Source organism: Deltaproteobacteria bacterium (genome assembly GCA_016235345.1).
In the GTDB taxonomy this organism is placed as follows: Bacteria; Desulfobacterota; Desulfobacteria; order Desulfobacterales; family Desulfatibacillaceae; genus JACRLG01.
In genome coordinates this window covers 33,162-50,561 of sequence record JACRLG010000033.1, presented here as the reverse complement: position 1 = coordinate 50,561, position 17,400 = coordinate 33,162, and the positions used below count along the sequence as shown (strand labels likewise).

Here is a 17,400-nt window from a genome sequence, read left to right as displayed (position 1 = left end):
CGCCGCTGGAAGATGCGGCGCTTCGCCGAGGTGGACAGCGAGATTCTGTTCCGCCTGGCCGCGAACGCAGCCCGGGACGGGAGCGTGGACATCGAGCGGTTCAAGGTCCGGCTCCGGCGCTGCCGCGGCCAGATCACTGCCGTCCTAGCCTGCCGGACCGACCCGGGCGCCGTCCTCGTGCTCAAAGGAAACAGGCCGCTGGAAATGCGCTGGCATCCCAAGCGAAAAGCGGTGCTATACGCTTCGGACCCAATATACTTGGACGTCGTCCTATCCGAGGAAAAGGGATGGAAGGACCTCCCGGTCCCGCCCATGAGCCTCGCGGTGTTCCGGTGCGATAACTTGGCCGGGTTTTCAGTGGAGCCCTTCGAATTCGTGGCCCAGGAGAGAAAGGGAGCGGAACCATGACAGACACCCCCATGAACCAGGCAATGAACCCAGTAGAATCCTCGAAGGCGAACACGAGCGGAATGCTGAGGCTCTTCGTCTACGGGACTCTCAAGCGAGGTTTCTGGAACCACGACCGCTTTTGCCGAGGCGTCCTGGCTGTGGAGGACGCAGTGGTCCGCGGCCGCCTCTTCGAGACGTCCTCCGGCATTCCGGTCCTGCAGGTCCCGGAGGAGGACGTCCTAGCTCATGGCACCACCGACCCCCTGGCCGACGTGGCCACACAAGCGCGCTTCGCGGCCCTCGTGCGCGACCCCGAGTCAACCCCCAATCGGCTCCCCAAGAACGCCACGTGCGCGCCCTGGGGCCCCGTGTACGGGGAACTTTTGATTTTCGACGACCCCGAGACCCGCCTCCAGGCCATTGACCGGCTGGAGGGATTTCACCCCGGCGGCCCTTGCCTCTACTGCCGCGTCCTGGTCCCGGTCCGGGTAAACGGAGCCATGCTTCCTGCCTGGCTTTACGTAGGCGAGAATCGCTGGATCAGCTCCTTCAAAGAGCTATTGGGCGGGGTCTGGCACTGAAGCCAAGTTATCTCCCATCCAGAAAAGCCTCCGGGTGGAAATCCCGCTTGACAGCGCTTTCTTAACATTGCATGATATATCATTTGATATGCTACGTATTATAATTTGTGATCTGCTCAGGTCTCTTTTGGATCTGAAAGGAGAAGATTGTTGAATACGCAGGCAGACATCCATATACTGGTCCGCAAACTTCGGGAACGCACAGGACTCACCCAGGAGAAATTCGCGGCAAAGCTCGGTGTGACCTTTCCAACCATCAACCGATGGGAGAACGGCCGAGCTAAGCCGTCGCCGCTGGCAATGAAGCAAATCGAGGACTTGCTTCGGAACCTGGGCGAGAAGAGCCGTGATCTCCTCCAAGAGTTTTTAGTAGAAGAATAATGATGGTCCATACGGACCAAGGATGTTTGCGCAGGCAAGCCAAAATCAAAAGAGGGCGCATAGGCCGGCCCACAGGGGAAGGTACTGAACCATGGCATCGAACAATCATCAATCCGGGCAAACTGCCATTATCAGCGCCGGTGAGCTAGGTGTTGACCCGGAGGCGCTGTGGCAGACCGCGGACAAACTGCGCGGCTCCATCGACGCCGCAGAGTACAAGCACGTTGTCCTCGGTCTGATCTTCCTGAAGTACATCTCCGACGCCTTCGAGGCTCGCCGGGCAGCTCTCACCGAGGAACTCCAGGCCGAGGGCATCAAGGGGAAAGAAGCCGAGGCTCTGCTCGAAAGCCGTGATGAATACACCGCTGAGAATGTCTTTTGGGTGCCACCGGAGTCCAGGTGGGGCAATATCCAGGCCCAAGGCAAGCAGCCCAACATTGCCAGGCTCATTGATGATGCAATGTATGCCATTGAGCGCGACAACCCAAAGCTCAAGGGCAAGCTCCCACGTGACTACGCCCGGCGCGGTATCGCCCCCGAACGCCTTGGTGGTCTTATTGACCAGATCGCCTCCATCGCAATAGGAACCGACCAGGCCCGCGCCAAGGATGTGCTCGGCCGCGTCTATGAATACTTCTTGGGTAAGTTTGCCGCTGCCGAGGGCAAACTGGGCGGCGAATTTTTCACGCCCCGCTCTGTCGTCCGGTTGTTGGTTGAAATGATCGAACCTTACGAGGGACGGGTCTATGACCCTTGCTGCGGATCGGGTGGCATGTTTGTACAGTCCGTCCGCTTTGTCGAAGCACACACCACTGGAAACGGGAACGGCAAGGGCCCGAAGGCCCGGGGTCAGCGCGACATCTCCATCTTCGGCCAGGAGTCCAACCCCACCACTTGGCGTTTGGCCCATATGAACCTCGCCATCCGAGGGATTGAGGCCAACCTCGGCGAGCAGCCAGCCGACAGCTTCGTCCGAGACCTGCACCCTGATCTCAAGGCCGACTATGTCCTCGCCAATCCGCCGTTCAACGTCTCCGACTGGTCGGGCGCGCTTCTGCGCGATGACGTGCGCTGGAAATTCGGCGTCCCACCGGTCGGCAACGCCAACTACGCCTGGATTCAGCACTTCATCCACCACCTGGCCCCGCCCAACGGGCGTGGGGGCGGTATTGCCGGCTTCGTCATGGCCAATGGGTCGCTCTCCTCGGGTAGCGGGGGCGAGGGCGACATCCGCAAGAATATCATCGAGGCCGATTTGGTGGACTGCATCGTCGCCATGCCGGCGCAGCTTTTTTTGACGACCGGAATCCCTGTCTGCCTCTGGTTCGTCAGCCGCGATAAAACCGGCAAGAAGCTGAAGCCGGCGGGGCGTGACCGGCGGGGTCAGACGCTCTTCATCGACGCCCGCCAGATGGGCACGATGGAAACCCGCGCACTGCGCTATCTCACCGGCCGCGACGAATATCCATTGCCGCCCGACAGCGACATAGGCCGAATCGCGCGTGCCTACCACGCTTGGCGAGGCGAAGCCGGTGCCGGCGACTACGTGGACATCCCTGGCTTCTGCGAATCCACCACGCTCGAAGAGATAAGGAAGCATGGATATGTCCTGACGCCGGGCCGCTATGTCGGCGCAGCCGAGTTCGAAGACGACGGCGAACCCTTCGAGGAAAAAATGGCAAGACTTACTTTTGCGCTAAAGGAGCAAACAAAGGAGTCAGCCAAACTCAGCCAGATCATTTCGAAGAATCTGGAGGGCATTGGCTATGGCAAGTGAATGGGTGCATCGAAGGATTGAGGACATCACCGAAAAAGTCGGAATGGGTCCTTTTGGTTCGTCAATCAAAGTGTCCACTTTCGTACCTGATGGCATACCTGTGATTAGTGGACAACATCTCCATGGTTCACGATTACAGGATGGTGAGTATAACTTTATAGCGCCTGAACATGCGGAAAAGTTAAGCAACTCAAATGTGTTCCAAGGAGACGTTATTTTTACTCACGCAGGGAATATTGGCCAAGTAGCCTATATTCCTGATACATCACGCTATGAACGATATATAATTTCACAGCGACAATTCTATTTGAGGTGTAACAGAAGAAAAGTTCTACCACCATTCATAACTTATTATTTCAAAACCCGTGAAGGCCAACATAAATTGTTGGCAAATAGCTCTCCATCAGGCGTTCCTTCCATCGCACAGCCTGTAACTTACCTCAGGTCTATAGAGGTTCCCACCCCTCCAATTCCCGAACAAGAGGCCATTGTCGACATCCTTGGGTCGTTGGATGATAAGATCGAGTTGAACCGACGGATGAATGCAACGTTGGAGAAGATGGCGCGGGCGATCTTCAGGGCGTGGTTCATCGACTTCGAGCCGGTCAAGGCCAAGGTGGCAGGTGTGACCAGTTTCCAGAGTATGCCACAGGATGTTTTCGACCAGTTGCCTGATCAGCTCACTGAAACCGAACTTGGACCCACCCCAAAGGGGTGGGATGTGGTATCCTTGGACAATTTATTTGAAATCAACCCTCGAAGACCGCTTAAAAATGGACAAATTGCACCCTATTTGGAGATGGCCGATATGCCAACTCGGGGTCATGCTCCGAACAGGTGGGATGAAAGAGCTTTCGGCTCAGGGATGCGGTTTATGAACGGGGATACCCTTGTCGCACGCATTACGCCATGCCTGGAGAACGGCAAGACGGCTTTTGTGGACTTCTTACCACCAGAGGCAATTGGCTGGGGATCGACTGAATACATTGTCCTGCGCCCTTTACCGCCTCTGCCGCCAATATACGCTTACTGCCTTGCCAGGCTGCCGGAATTCCGCGACTTCGCCATAAAGAACATGACGGGTACCAGCGGCCGCCAGCGTGTCGCAGCCTCATCGCTAACTCACTTCAAGGCCGCGCGGCCGATAAAGTCAACCGCTCTCGCTTTTGGGAAAATTGTCGGGCCGATGTTCGCAATGGTTTCTGCCAATCAAACTGAATCCCGCACCCTTGCCCTTATCCGGGATGCGCTGCTGCCGAAGCTGATCTCCGGCGAAATCAGGGTGACCAGTGCGGAGGGGGCGGATAATGGCAAATGATGTTGCCGGCTCTACGCTGCTGCCTGCATGCCGTGAGCTTCTCGCCTTACACCCTGAGTCGCTCCGAATCCGTGAACAGGTCGAAGCCCTTGAGGAGGCGATGCCGGATCGGCCCGGTGTAGTCGTATCCTTCTGTAGAACGATCATTGAGACGACCTGCAAAACCATCCTGACGGACCGAGGCATTGCCGTAGATTCCGCGTGGGAAGCACCGAAATTGGTTTCTGAATCCGTCAAATACCTCAACCTCGGACCAAGGGATGATGGCGGCGTTGATGCGCGGTTGCGCACAGGGGCGGAGCAACTTGTCCGTGGACTGAATCAGATCGTTGCAGGAATTGTGGAAATTAGAAATGCCCACGGCTCCGCAGCTCATGGCTCGGACGCCTATGCTCCCCTGTTGGATGCTCGTTATGCCGAGATTTTAGCTCGCTCTACCGATGCAGTGGTTGGCCTGTTGTTCAAGACCCACCTCGGTTCGGCACGACGCGATCCGTTGTCACGATTCCGGTATGGCGATCACGCAGATTTCGATGAGTTCATCGACAGCAATTTTGGACCATTCCAGGTGCTGGACGTGCCGTTGATTGCAAGCGAGGCATTGTTCCGCGCGGACTTCGGGGCCTACCGTAGTGCCTTGGTCCAGTTCAGACAGGGGCAAGAGACCACTGATGAAGGCGCCGAACCAGAGGAGGGCCTGGAATGAACGAAAAAATCCTGGAAAAGGCATCTCTGGGCTGGTTCGAGGCATTGGGCTACGATACCCGTAAAGGCGCGGAAGTCTCACCCGGTGCAGAAACCCCGCTCCGCATGAGCCACGAGCACGTAGTACTGGAGCCACGTCTTCGAGCAGCGCTACGGAAGATCAACGATCACTTACCCGAAGACTCCATAGAGCAGGCGGTGCGGATAGTCACACGTCCGCCGGAACCAACGATGGAGCAGAACAATCGGTGGTTCCACCGGCTGATGACCGACGGTATTGACGTTGAGTACCGCACCGCTGATGGAGAAGCTCGAGGTGACAAGGCGTGGCTGGTGGATTTTGTCTATCCGGCGAGAAATGACCTCCTTGTGGTGAACCAGTTCACCGTCAAATGCGGCAACAGCCACCGCCGGGCCGATCAGGTGCTATTTATTAATGGCCTGCCCATTGTGGTCATCGAACTAAAGGACCCCGCAAATATTCAGGCGGATGTCTGGAAAGCATACCGGCAGCTTCAAGATTACAAGCAGCATATTCCGTCGCTATTCATCTGCAATGAGTTGATGGTGATCAGCGATGGTGACTCCACGCGGGTCGGCTCGCTGACGGCTGGGTCGGACCGGTTCTCGCCCTGGCGCTCCATCGAAGACTGCCTCAAACCGGGCCAGCCAAACCTTGAGGCTCTTATCAAGGGCCTGTTCGAGCCTGCAAGGCTGCTGGACTATCTCCTGCACTGCGTCACTTTTGAAGACGATGATCGGACCGGGGAGATCATCAAGAAGGTAGCGGGATATCATCAGTTCCGCGCGGTGCGCGGGGCACGATCTACCGTCAAGGTGGCGTTGAAGCCCCCTACAGGCCACGGCGACGGGCGGGGCGGTGTGATTTGGCACACCCAGGGCTCAGGCAAGAGCCTGACGATGCTCATGCTGGCAGGGGCGCTGATTGGCGACACGGAACTGGCGAACCCGACCATCGTCGTGGTGACCGACCGCAACGACCTGGACAACCAGCTCTTCGGCACGTTTGCCTCTGGCCGGGCATTGCTTCGTCAGCAGCCCGAACAAGCCCAGAGCCGGGAAGATCTGACGGCAAAGCTGAATCGGGCCTCCGGCGGCGTTGTGTTTACGACGATCCAGAAATTCGAAGAGAGAGGCGGCCCTGTCAGTGAGCGGTCAAACATCGTCGTTCTGGCCGATGAGGCCCATCGTAGCCAGTACGGTTTTCTCCAAGGCGGTGCGCGGTGGATGCGGGACGCGATCCCAAATGCCACATTCATCGGTTTCACGGGCACTCCTTTGGAGCGCGACGACCGCAGCACGCCGGCTGTGTTCGGTGAGTACGCGGATATCTACGACATCCGCCAAGCCATTGAGGACAACGCAACCGTCCCAATCTACTACGAGATGCGGCTGGTGAAGCTGCTCCCGAATGAAGCAGGCATTGCCGAAGCCGAGAGTCTGCTCGACGCTGCAACAGCGGCCGACAAGGAAGGTTACGGCGTCCCCAAGGACATAGAGGTTCCGCTGGAAGAACTGGTCGGGGCGCGGGAACGGTTGAAGCTGGTTGCAAAAGAGATCGTGGAACACTTCGAGAAGCGCCGTGAAGTCATCGAAGGTAAGGCCATGGCGGTCTGCATGAGCCGCAACATCTGCATGGACCTCTATGAAGAGATTGTGGCTCTGAGGCCCGAGTGGCATGCGGATGGGGACGAAGCCGGATTCGTGAAGGTAGTAATGACAGGAGCGGTAGCCGAGGGTGAACGCGTGGCCTTCCATGCACGAACCAAGGGACGGCGAGAGGCCCTTGCTCGCCGTTTCAAGGACCCCGAAGATGATTTTCGCCTGGTGATCGTCTGCGATATGTGGCTGACAGGATTCGATTGCCCGCCGATGCATACGATGTATCTGGACAAACCCCTGGCGGGTCATAATCTGATGCAGGCGATAGCGCGGGTGAACCGCGTGTTTGGCGAAAAACCAGGCGGCGTGGTCGCGGACTTCCTCGGCATTGCCGATCAGCTCCGCGATGCAGTGCAGACGTACACCCAGGCTGGCGGGGAAGGCAGTCCTGTTGAAGAAATCCAGGGAGAGGCCGTGCCCCTTATGGAGCGCCAGTATGAAGCGTTGCGTGATTTTTTCAACGGCTTCGATTACAGCCCATTCGTCAAGGGTGCCGAGGCAGACCAGTTGCATGCGGTGACGTCGGGAGCGGACTATGTTTTTGAGCAGGAAGACGGTAAAAGGCGGTTCATGACGATGGTGGCGGCGTTGTCCAAGGCTTTTGCGTTGTCGGTTCCACGCAACGAAACCGAGGCCATCCGCGACCATCTGATATATTTCCAGTGTGTGCGGGCTGCGATCCGCAAACGACTTGCGGACGATGGTCCCCCGCCTCCGCCGGATTCGCGGGCTGCGGTACGTCAGGTGATCTCCGGCGCGATAGCCTCTGATGGCGTTATTGATCTGTTTAAGGCGGCTGGTTTACCGGAACCGAACGTGGGCATCCTTTCTGAAGACTTCCTTGAACGGCTGGCTGCGCTGCCGCACAAGAACCTGGCGCTGGAGACCTTGCGAAAACTTCTAAATGACCAGATCCGAAGCCGGGAGAGGGTGAACATCGTGCAGTCGCGGACATTCCGTGAATCGCTGGAGTCGGTGCTCACGCGATACACCAATCGTGCGATCACAACGGCACAGGTAATAGAGGAGTTGATCGGCTTGGCCCGTGCCATTCGGGAGGCAGTTCACCGGGGCGAGGAATCAGGCCTGACCGAAGAAGAGATCGCGTTCTACGACGCGCTCGCGGACAATGCCTCTGCCCGTGAGGTGATGCAGGCCGATACGCTCAGGGTGATTGCACGTGAGCTTGCCGATCGAATCAAGGCCAAGGCGTCGCTTGACTGGACGCAGCGGGAAACTGTGCGCGCGGACATGCGGCGGACGGTACGGCGGCTGCTGACCAAGTATGGCTATCCCCCGGATGCCCAAGAGTCGGCTACCCAACTGGTTATCCGGCAGGCGGAGTTGATGGCCGAAGGCGTTATCAGTGGCTGATAAAAGCTCTTTTGTCTTCCATGGCGAAAGCGATGTTTCGGTTCGAAAGCAACGAGCCCAGATGATATATGATCACTTCCGGGCAGTACACATGAATCGCTCACTCGAGTTCTGGGCGCTTCTCAAACCTCACGAACCTGATTTCATGAAGAAGGATAAGAAACTCCTCTCAGCCTGGCGCTTTATGCCCGTCTATCCCGCACGGCGCCGAACATTGAGATTCGGCGGGGCATTTCCACTACCTTCGATGTCGCCGGGCGTGAATGCTTCTGGACCTCGACGCGGGTTTTGACCGGCGTGAGCATAGCCCCTTCACGGCTGTCCTGGATGGCCAGGATGATTTCCACTCCTTCTTGAGCAAGGCATTCAAGAGTGTGCCGCCTGAAAAAAAAGCTTTACTGAGACGCATGGACGAGGCATACGAAGCGCAGGAGGCACTGGAGGCGTTCCGCAGATAGAGAAGTGTATCCTACCATATTTTTCTTTAAAAAGTTTGACTTCAGTATGGATTATGCCATATAATGAAAATTCTATAGGTTTGTGTGGAAACCGCCTTTGCGCGTGGGTTGCCGTGGGTCCCAAAAAGCTCCTCGCAGGGGGCAGGTTAGTGGAGGGGCGGGGTTGCATGGGACCCGGATATGCTGCCCCGCCAACAGGCTCATCCACACCAAACAGCTAAGAGGCGCTATGGTTTCCTTTGGCGTAACTGTTTAACTCCCTTGGAGGGAAAGGAGGAACACGATGCAGAAAGCAGGGGCACTTCGAAATGAGCAGTCCATCAACGAGCGCGAAAACCTAATCGAAAATCTTGAGACGAGCGATAAACCGGGTGCTCGCGTTATAGCTCGCATCATCCGTAAGGCTGATGCGGAGGATGCAGAGACCGTGATGTGGGCCCAAAACTGGAACGCCCATAGCCGCAGCTCGATGAGATGATGGCTTGATCAGAAAGAGCGGGGGGCGTGCCATTCCCGCATGACCGGGATGTCCCATTTCAAGTCGCAGGTGTTGTTCGAGGAGGATAAATGCACTGAAATTGCACAGGCCCGCTTCTTTGATCAAAGCATGTGCGTGCGCGGGGCGCCGTGTTCTGATCAAGGTCCAGAGTTTTGGAGGGGGCGATGCAAGCAGACCCTATAAAAGAGGCCGTGCTTCCTGACAATATAACAGTAGTGGTACGCATCTCTGCCCGTTGCAACTTGGCATGTACTTACTGTTATGCTAGGACTTCGAATAGGTTAGGAAGCACGGCCTCGTTTATGGCAGCGAAGACCGCTTCACTTGTATGTGAACAGTTTCTATCTTTGCCGGTCAAGCGAGTCGATTTCAATTGGCATGGTGGTGAGCCTTTGCTTTGTGATCCAGCAGTTTTGTGGAGCGCCCTGCGAACCCAACAACGGCTGAAGGCGGACGGTCGTGCTTCGGCCACAAATAAGGTACAGACAAACGGAAAGCACGTCCCCGATGAATGGCTATCATTACTCCGCGAGCATCCCATTGACATAGGGATTAGCCTTGATGGCCCCGCCCGTTTTCACAATCGCCATCGTAAGAGCATGGCTGACGACTCTTCTTCGTGCCATGAAGAAGTTATGGCAAACGCAGCCAAACTGAGAGAAATCGACCTGCCGTTTGGCACACTTCTGGTGATCACCGAGGATATGGCGGCGGCGGCGAAAGAGGTTTTCGATTTCATCACCAACGAGCAGCTCGCGGTCGATCTGCTTCCATGCTTCTGTCGAGGCCCCGGGGGTGAAGTTGCACCTCCTAGCATTAGTCCTCGTTCTCTTGCACGGTTTGTCAAGGAGTACTTCGACGAATGGATTCGCCATCCTGACCCGCCGACATGCCGGATGCTCGAGGATATCTTGGGGGGCTTATTGGGCGTCAAACCAACAACGTGTGCTTTCCGCCACAACTGCCATCATTTTTATAGTGTCGATACGGAGGGGCGCCTCTACCCCTGTGATCTGTTTCTGGGCCAGCAAGACATGTGCTTGGGCGACTTGCGATCGGAGCCTCTGTCGATAATTCTCCGTTCTCCCCGCGCCAGAGCAATTCGATCGCGTATTGCTGCTTTGCCGGAGGGATGCAGTGAGTGCAATTGGCTTGCCTCGTGCGGCGGAGGATGCGCTGCGCATCGGATTGGTCAAAAACCCAACTCCTTTGGACGATACTATTTTTGCGGAGCGCGAAAATCCATCTTCCGACATATAGAGGAGTTCATGGCAGCTAATGCAGATCTGTCTTTGACCGCGCTGACTGCTCTGAGGGGAAGGTCATGAGGGCAGATCTGCCGACCACAATTATCTTGAAGACAACTGACTCATGCAACGCAGCCTGTCGCTACTGCTACGAGGACAATGCCGCAGAGGGGAGCCCGAACACCATCTCCTTGGACGTAGTGGAAGAGGTCTATCGGTGGGCTGTGGCGTCGGGCTTAGCTAAGGTTCAGATAGTGTGGCATGGAGGGGAGCCACTGATAGCGGGCATTCCCTTTTTCCGGCAGGTCTTCTCCCTACAGAAGAGGTATGAAAAGCAAGGACTCGAGTACCTTCATAGTCTCCAGACCAACGGGGTCCTTGTCGACGACGATTGGATTGAGCTATTTCGATCGTTTGATATCGGAGTTGGACTCAGCTTGGATGGTCCCGCTTGGATTCACGATGAGCAGCGCCCGCTGACAGGAGGACGGCCCAGCCACGGTCGTGCGTTAAGTGCGCTTGAGCGCATGACGACCGCAGGACTACGCGTCAGCCTCTCAGCAGTGGTCACTCGACGAAGCCTCGGAGCAGCACGCGAAATAGTCTCCTTCTTCTCTGCACTTCGAGCGGACTCTGTGGATTTCCTTCCGATGGCGGTCCTATCACCGAAGCTCCAAGGCAACTCTTACCTGATTCGCGCCGCTGAGTTCGGAAGGTTTATAAGTGACGTTTATATGGAGTGGGCGAAGCTTGGCGAGGACCGCATCTCTATACGCTACATTGAGAACATGATTCGTGGGGTAACGGGCTACCACCCTACTCTATGCACCTTTTCGGGCCGATGCGGGGCGTACATCTCGATCGATTTCGACGGCAGCGTGTACCCATGCGACTCGTTTATGCGGGCACCAGAGTTAAAATTGGGGAACCTACAGGACCAGAACCTCAGCGCATTGCTCGCCGGGAGGCGGTACCTCACTTTTCGGAACGACATCGCGCGGCTTTCGCCTGCCTGTGAGATCTGTGAGATACTGCCAATCTGTAACGGCGGTTGCCCATCAGAGCGTTACTCGGGCGATGGGATGTTTGCGCGTCGGTATCCATTTTGCGAGACGCGCAGACACCTCGCCCGACTGATCGCATCGGATCTGGACGCCGCCGGGGCGGATGGATTGGTGCGTTTGCCCGTGTTCAATTCGATTAGGGACACGCAATGAACACCATGATCCAGCACTTGGTGCTGCAGACATTCGACGAATGCCACGGACGATTAGTGGCCCTTTGCTGCTCGGAAGAAGCCGAACTCCCGGCGCAGATAAGGTATCACAAAGCACTTTTTGCCTGCCCCGATAAGTCCTGCCGAATCGTGGAGACCTCGGCAGGCAGACCTTACCTGGTCTGCATCATGGGCCCGGGCATGGTCGCCGCCGCTGCGGCTGCATCACACTTGCTTGACACACATCAGGTCGGGCTGCTGGTGGCCGTTGGCTTCATGGGGCGGATCAGCGATGCGATTTCTCGCGACGTTGTCCTGCTCGTTTCTAAGACCGCCAATTACGCGTCGGCAGGGGCGCTGCTCCGACCGGGACAAATTGACGCCAATCATGTGCGCACGTGGTCTCTGTCTGAGGAGATCAAGCGGCTTGCCCTTTCAACGGCCGAGACATGCCGGTTGCCGCTTCGGGAAGGGATGGTTATAAGCGCAGAGGGGCCGCTCCATGATGGGGATGATGGCCGCCAGCTTTCCCGGCTGTTCTCGGCCGTCGGCGTGGACATGGAAACAGCGGCCGTTGCGCAAGTCGCAGAACTCCGGAACCGGGCATGGCTCTCTTTGCGTGTACCGAGCGATGACGCCGACCAGAATGCCGCGAAGGACCATGCGGCCGCACGCGAGTGCGGTCTTCCCCCTGCCATTGGCCAGTTCGTCGAGACTCTTGTCGATCGTCTTGCAGCACCCGTGGTTGGCGTGGCCGGTGCCACCAGGGCTGACGCGAGCATTAATAGGGATGCCGAGAAGGCGCTCCTCAGCGACAGTCGCAAAACCGTGTTTCATCCCTTCTCGTGCCCCAACCCCGACGATCCTTTTTCACCGCGAGTTGTAGAACGTGCATTTGGGGTTCGCGTGTGGGATGCGCTTGGGCGATGCTACTTCGACGGCATTGCGGGCACGAAGAACGTCTGCCTCGGACATGGACACCCGGCTATTTTTCCATTCCTTGTAGAACAAAATAGCCGACTTGCCCATTGGCCAGCCGACGGCTATACAAACGAGGCTCTGGTCTCGTTCTCCGAAAGGCTCGCGCGATTGTTTCCAGGCACGCTTCGCCACGTGTTTGCCAACAGCGGTGGGTCCGAAGCTGTCGAAACCGCTTTACGAATGTCAAGAGAGTACCATCGTTGTCGGGGGGAGGGGCACAGATACCGGGTACTATCGCTTTCGGGGGGCTATCACGGCGCAACAGCGGGCGCTCTTTCGGTCACTGGACACGCGGCGAGTCGGTCCGGGGCTGGACCTCTGCCGGAAGGCGTCATTTTTATCGAGCCCCCAATAAGTGGAGAGCCTTCGGCAGTGGAGGAAGCCCTTGTTCGCCTCGACCATGCTCTTGAGCTCGCAGACCCGAACAGTTTTGCAAGCATTATCTTCGAGCCGACTCAGGGGCTCGGCGGCGTGCGACCACTACCACCACGGTTCCTCCGTGGCCTTCTCGAGGCAGCACGGGATGCAGGTGCTCTGGCAATTGCCGATGAGGTAGCTTCTGGCCTAGGGCGTACCGGTCGGTGGTTTGACTTCACTCGAGCTCAGCAGGAACCAGACATTGTCGTATGCGGGAAGGCTCTGACCAACGGGACCATCCCGCTGTCTGCGACAGTTGCAAGCGACCTTGTTTTCGACGTAATCACTGCTCAATCTTCGTCGCTTAGACACGGCCACACCTACTCAGGTCATCCCCTCGCTGCCGCAGCTGCATGTCGCGTACTCGATGCACTCAACCAACTTGATGTGATATCAAGCGTCAATGCTCGTGCATCTGAATTCCAGTCTCACACCGCCAATGCGCTTCGACAATTACCACACGTCGCCGACGTGCGAAGCACAGGACTTTGGATTGGAGTTGAGCTCCGCACCCCTGGAGGCGGCGGACCACATCCCATTCAAAGGTTCTCGCGATCGCTAACACAGAACGGGGTGATCCACGAAGTTCTTGGGGCGACGATTGCCCTCAGCCCGCCGCTCACGATTTGCAGCGATGATTGGGCGGCAATCAGGGATATCCTCGTACGGACATTACGGGAAGAATAATGACATTGACAGAACCACAGGCGTCGAAAATTGCAATGCCTCTGCTTGAAATCGGCGGAATTCGTCTCCGTGCCGTTCGAGATGCCGATCTGCCTTTCCTGTTCGATCTGAGCACGTCCTTTGAAACTCTACACTTGTGGGACGACGGACAAATAGAAACTGTCGAAATGCAATTCGTCGATGTATTCAAGCAAAAGGCACATTCGCGCACCTTCTTCATCGTGGAGTCCATTGCCTCGAACAAAGGCCCATGCGAGCCAATTGGTCTGGCATACCTATATAGCTTTGAACCAATCAATGGATGGGCCTACTACACCATTGCGCTACTTCCCAGTCACGTCGGGCGTGGTTCTGGACATGCTGCCAGCGTGCTTTCAATAGAGTGGGCATTCCACTCGTGGAGCCTGCACAAGCTCTACGTGGAGATACTATCTGAAAACATAGCCGCTATCGAGGTCGCGACGTGCCTGGGATTTGAAAGAGAGGCGCGATTCAGGCAGCACCGACGCATTGCCGGGGAGCGCTTTGATGTCGAAGTCCTCGCCCTAAACAGACAGCGCTGGGTCTCCGAGTTCCGCAGCAGAGCAATTGAACGGGCTGTAGTAAAGAAGGCCCGCTCATGACTGCATGCACGAGGGACATTCTGCTGCTGTTTCCGCCGCATTGGGCATTCACCATGCCTCACCTTGCGCTGCCTTGCTTGCATGGCGCGCTTGCTGCGGCTGGCCACGATGCGACACTCTTGGATGCCAATCTGGATTTCCACCGATGGCTCTTTTCCTCCGACGGCGTTGAAGCACTCGACTTGCGAATCCGGAGCCAAATCGATCGCCTTGAAGAGAAATCCACAATCAGCTCGACGGAAAATGCCCGTCTTCGTAACATGGTCGTAGGGGCCGCTGTTGCCCAAAGGCTTCGAGCAGAGATCGACCATGCTGCCAAGGTACTAAGTTCTGAGGAGTTTTTTGATCCTCGTATCTTTACGTGGGCCACCGATTGCATCTCGACCGCATATGGTCTGGTTGGAAGAGCGTTCTTCCCTTCGCGTTTGGACTTTGTGTCTTTTCATTCGATTGGAAATCCAGCCACACGAGAGGGCCTTGCCGAGATCACGCAGGATGACTTTACAAACCCATACCGAGACTTCTTCACCCGCCACACAATCCCTCTGGTTCGCGATCTCAACCCTCGCCTGATCGGCATTTCGATCGCGGCAGAGACGCAGTGGGTCGCTGCTCTTACGCTGTGTCGTATGCTGCGCGAGTCGGACTGTACCGCCACGGTGGTTCTCGGCGGTGGCGTTCCGACCAGGCTTGCGGATATCCTTGCTACGCCGGAAGGCTCACTTCAAGATTACTGCGACATCATCGTGACAGGTGAAGGCGAGGACGCAATCGTTGAGATGGCGGACCGCATCTCGCGTAATAAGCCCGTCAACGACGTTGAGGGCTCGATCGCATACTTGACCGACGGCAAAATTCAAAGGAGCCCAGCCCGCGGTCACACGCCCTTTCGAAGGCTTCCTGCCCCCGTTTTCTCGGGGCTGTGCCTGTCGCGATACTTTACTCCCAAACCCGTTCTTCCGGTGATGCTTGCCCGGGGTTGCTATCATCGATGCGCTTTCTGTGATCACAGTGCGGCCTATTCGTCTCACCGTTCCGCCCGGTCCCCCGCCGACGTTGTGGCGGAGATGAAAACACTGCAGCGACTACATGGAACCACCTGCTTCGCATTTGCAGATGAAGCACTTCCAGTGGCTGCAATTCGCGGGCTCTCGACACAGCTCAGCGGCGGTGACCTTCAACTTTCCATCGCGGCGAGCTTCCGCGGAGAGGCCAACATACACCCCGAGGACTGGAGTGCATTCGCTCACGCCGGCCTTCGCCTCGCGCAGTTCGGGATCGAGTCAGGAAGTCAAAAGGTGCTCGATGCGATGCGCAAGGGAACGGTCGTGGCGTCCGTTGAGGCTTCCCTAAGCCAGGCCGGCAATGCCGGTATCTGGAATCATGGTTTCATAATGTTCGGCTTCCCTGGAGAGACACAGGAAGACGTTGCAGAGACAATCGCATTTTTGGAACGCAACAGGAAACGCCTTCACTCGGTTGGAGCGTCGCAGTTCAAGCTGATGCGTAAATCCATTATGGCCGCCAATCCTGCGGCATTCCGCATCACCATGGGGGACGCAGACCTCTGGTCCCTCGTTCATCCATACGTCCCGAGCTACGGAATGACCGTTGCCGAAGCCAACGTGGAGTGTACGTCATTCAATCGCAACATCCTCTCGGGCCTGTCGGGTGCACCTCTCTGGCATCGGCTCGAACGCTCTCAGCTTCTGCTCTACCTTGAGAGGTATTCTCGCGAGATGACGCTTGCTCTTGGCGATGATAATGGTATCCGCAGAGGTGATGCAACATCGTTGCAGCATAGTCAGCCAATTGACGTAGAACTGGCGCACATGTGGCACGACGTGACCGACTCGATGGGAGATATCTCTCGATCAGGGTCTCCTTTGCCGCTGGTTGTTGATGGGAGATCTCGGAGTGTTTCGCTTCTTTCGGATGAAGCCTGGGCCGCGGTCCATGCTTGGCGGAATGGCAACACACTTTCGGTGGCTTCCCGTAGCCTATCGCCGGCGTTTGGTGGTAATAAGCTTATCGCTGAACAGGAAATTGCTGTGCTCTGGTCAGACCTTAGCCTCGCTGAGTCGACTCCTATGCAAGAGAGACCTTTGTTCATAGAGACGCCGTTTCTGAACCTTCGCGCAGCTATCGAAGCGCCGGAAGATCTGCCAAACAGTGCGTTGCCTGAATGGCTTGGCGTTGTATCCGGGATCAAGCCGGGCATGCGAATCACGCTTTATGGATGGTCGCAAAAACGGCTTGAGAAGCTTGCCAGACATGTGATGCGAAGTGGTCTCGCCGTCCGTTTTGGAGAATTCCTCCCAGACGGCTTGGCCCACTTGTCACCGCACGAAAGATCTCTCGCTCTTGCAGCGGCCCCTATTCACGCCTACATCGCACGGACTGCGGTACTCGCGGACAGGCTTGTAGAAGCGGAGGGCCAGGGGGCGACAGCCTTCGGCAGCGCACTTGGGTATCCTGATTGCTGTGTGCGATGGCTGACAGAGCAGGACGCGGAAAGCGGCCCATGGGGCCGCCCCGCCAATCTGCCAGTCGTTAGTCTCCGGCAGACGAGCGGTCAGTGTTGCGCGGAGCTGAACAATCTGCTGTGGTACCTTTCCGACCGACCGTCGCCATTTTATCTTATTTCACACTACCCGTGCTCCTATCGCTGCCGGCATTCGCGCACGCTGGCGCGTACCCTCCACAATGAGATTGCGCGATGCTCAGCTGATGCTGCTCGCAGCATGGAGCAAGCTCTGTCTCAGCCGGTGGTAATCTGGGACGACACGTTACTCCCGCAAGTCTGCTGGGATGAAAACAAAGGCCTTGCCTTTGACGGGGACGTCATCTTGAATCGCATACGATTCAATGCCTACGTATCCCTTCGGAAGGAAAGGGACTACTCAGATCTTGGGCTGGCGTTCTCCGACGAGCTGATGGTAACTGAAGATCGCGTTTTAGGTATGACTAAGGGGCGTACAACCGGTTGCTGGTGGGCGGCTGAGCACGGCCGGGCGCACATCTTTAACTTCCGGTGGGAAAGTGGCGAGGATTGCAGTTAAG

12 protein-coding genes are annotated in these 17,400 nt (G+C 56.9%); all 12 read left to right on the top strand.

The window, feature by feature from the left end; genetic code table 11:
* The coding region (locus tag HZB23_16125) for a glucosamine 6-phosphate synthetase (GenBank protein MBI5846186.1) at positions 1–408 on the top strand (408 nt) is incomplete at its 5' end.
* Entirely contained in the window at positions 405–971 is a 567-nt protein-coding gene (locus HZB23_16120; protein MBI5846185.1) for a gamma-glutamylcyclotransferase, read from the top strand. The genes HZB23_16125 and HZB23_16120, both read left to right, overlap by 4 nt.
* 150 nt (positions 972–1,121) lie before the next feature.
* On the top strand, positions 1,122–1,352 hold the full coding sequence (locus tag HZB23_16115; protein ID MBI5846184.1) for a helix-turn-helix transcriptional regulator: 231 nt from the start codon (positions 1,122–1,124) through the stop codon (positions 1,350–1,352).
* Between the two features lie 91 nt (positions 1,353–1,443).
* Complete coding sequence (locus tag HZB23_16110) at positions 1,444–3,129, top strand: SAM-dependent DNA methyltransferase (GenBank protein MBI5846183.1); 1,686 nt, start codon at positions 1,444–1,446, stop codon at positions 3,127–3,129.
* On the top strand, positions 3,119–4,447 hold the full coding sequence (locus HZB23_16105; GenBank protein MBI5846182.1) for a restriction endonuclease subunit S: 1,329 nt from the start codon (positions 3,119–3,121) through the stop codon (positions 4,445–4,447). Before HZB23_16110 ends, HZB23_16105 begins: the two co-directional genes overlap by 11 nt.
* Positions 4,437–5,153: an abortive infection family protein gene (locus HZB23_16100; protein MBI5846181.1), complete on the top strand. Its 717-nt coding sequence runs from the start codon at positions 4,437–4,439 to the stop codon at positions 5,151–5,153. The genes HZB23_16105 and HZB23_16100 overlap by 11 nt, the downstream gene beginning before the upstream one ends.
* Positions 5,150–8,209, top strand: coding sequence for a type I restriction endonuclease subunit R (locus tag HZB23_16095; GenBank protein MBI5846180.1), 3,060 nt, complete (start codon positions 5,150–5,152; stop codon positions 8,207–8,209). Before HZB23_16100 ends, HZB23_16095 begins: the two co-directional genes overlap by 4 nt.
* A 1,121-nt stretch (positions 8,210–9,330) precedes the next feature.
* Positions 9,331–10,494 carry a radical SAM protein gene (locus HZB23_16090; protein MBI5846179.1) on the top strand — a complete coding sequence of 388 codons (1,164 nt, stop codon included), beginning with the start codon at positions 9,331–9,333 and terminating at the stop codon, positions 10,492–10,494.
* Complete coding sequence (locus tag HZB23_16085; protein MBI5846178.1) at positions 10,491–11,630, top strand: radical SAM protein; 1,140 nt, start codon at positions 10,491–10,493, stop codon at positions 11,628–11,630. Before HZB23_16090 ends, HZB23_16085 begins: the two co-directional genes overlap by 4 nt.
* Positions 11,627–13,714: an aminotransferase class III-fold pyridoxal phosphate-dependent enzyme gene (locus HZB23_16080; protein MBI5846177.1), complete on the top strand. Its 2,088-nt coding sequence runs from the start codon at positions 11,627–11,629 to the stop codon at positions 13,712–13,714. The genes HZB23_16085 and HZB23_16080 overlap by 4 nt, the downstream gene beginning before the upstream one ends.
* Complete coding sequence (locus HZB23_16075) at positions 13,714–14,337, top strand: GNAT family N-acetyltransferase (GenBank protein MBI5846176.1); 624 nt, start codon at positions 13,714–13,716, stop codon at positions 14,335–14,337. Before HZB23_16080 ends, HZB23_16075 begins: the two co-directional genes overlap by 1 nt.
* A complete protein-coding gene (locus HZB23_16070) occupies positions 14,334–17,399 on the top strand; it encodes a radical SAM protein (GenBank protein MBI5846175.1) in 3,066 nt (1,021 codons plus the stop codon). The genes HZB23_16075 and HZB23_16070 overlap by 4 nt, the downstream gene beginning before the upstream one ends.
* The last annotated feature ends 1 nt before the right edge of the window (position 17,400 follow it).

Bases quoted from the DNA above. Each gene is read 5' to 3' on its own strand.
- HZB23_16120 (MBI5846185.1), top strand. From the start codon at position 405: ATGACAGACACCCCCATGAACCAGGCAATGAACCCAGTAGAATCCTCG.
- HZB23_16110 (MBI5846183.1), top strand. From the start codon at position 1,444: ATGGCATCGAACAATCATCAATCCGGGCAAACTGCCATTATCAGCGCC.
- HZB23_16105 (MBI5846182.1), top strand. From the start codon at position 3,119: ATGGCAAGTGAATGGGTGCATCGAAGGATTGAGGACATCACCGAAAAA.
- HZB23_16100 (MBI5846181.1), top strand. From the start codon at position 4,437: ATGGCAAATGATGTTGCCGGCTCTACGCTGCTGCCTGCATGCCGTGAG.
- HZB23_16095 (MBI5846180.1), top strand. From the start codon at position 5,150: ATGAACGAAAAAATCCTGGAAAAGGCATCTCTGGGCTGGTTCGAGGCA.
- HZB23_16090 (MBI5846179.1), top strand. From the start codon at position 9,331: ATGCAAGCAGACCCTATAAAAGAGGCCGTGCTTCCTGACAATATAACA.
- HZB23_16085 (MBI5846178.1), top strand. From the start codon at position 10,491: ATGAGGGCAGATCTGCCGACCACAATTATCTTGAAGACAACTGACTCA.
- HZB23_16080 (MBI5846177.1), top strand. From the start codon at position 11,627: ATGAACACCATGATCCAGCACTTGGTGCTGCAGACATTCGACGAATGC.
- HZB23_16075 (MBI5846176.1), top strand. From the start codon at position 13,714: ATGACATTGACAGAACCACAGGCGTCGAAAATTGCAATGCCTCTGCTT.
- HZB23_16070 (MBI5846175.1), top strand. From the start codon at position 14,334: ATGACTGCATGCACGAGGGACATTCTGCTGCTGTTTCCGCCGCATTGG.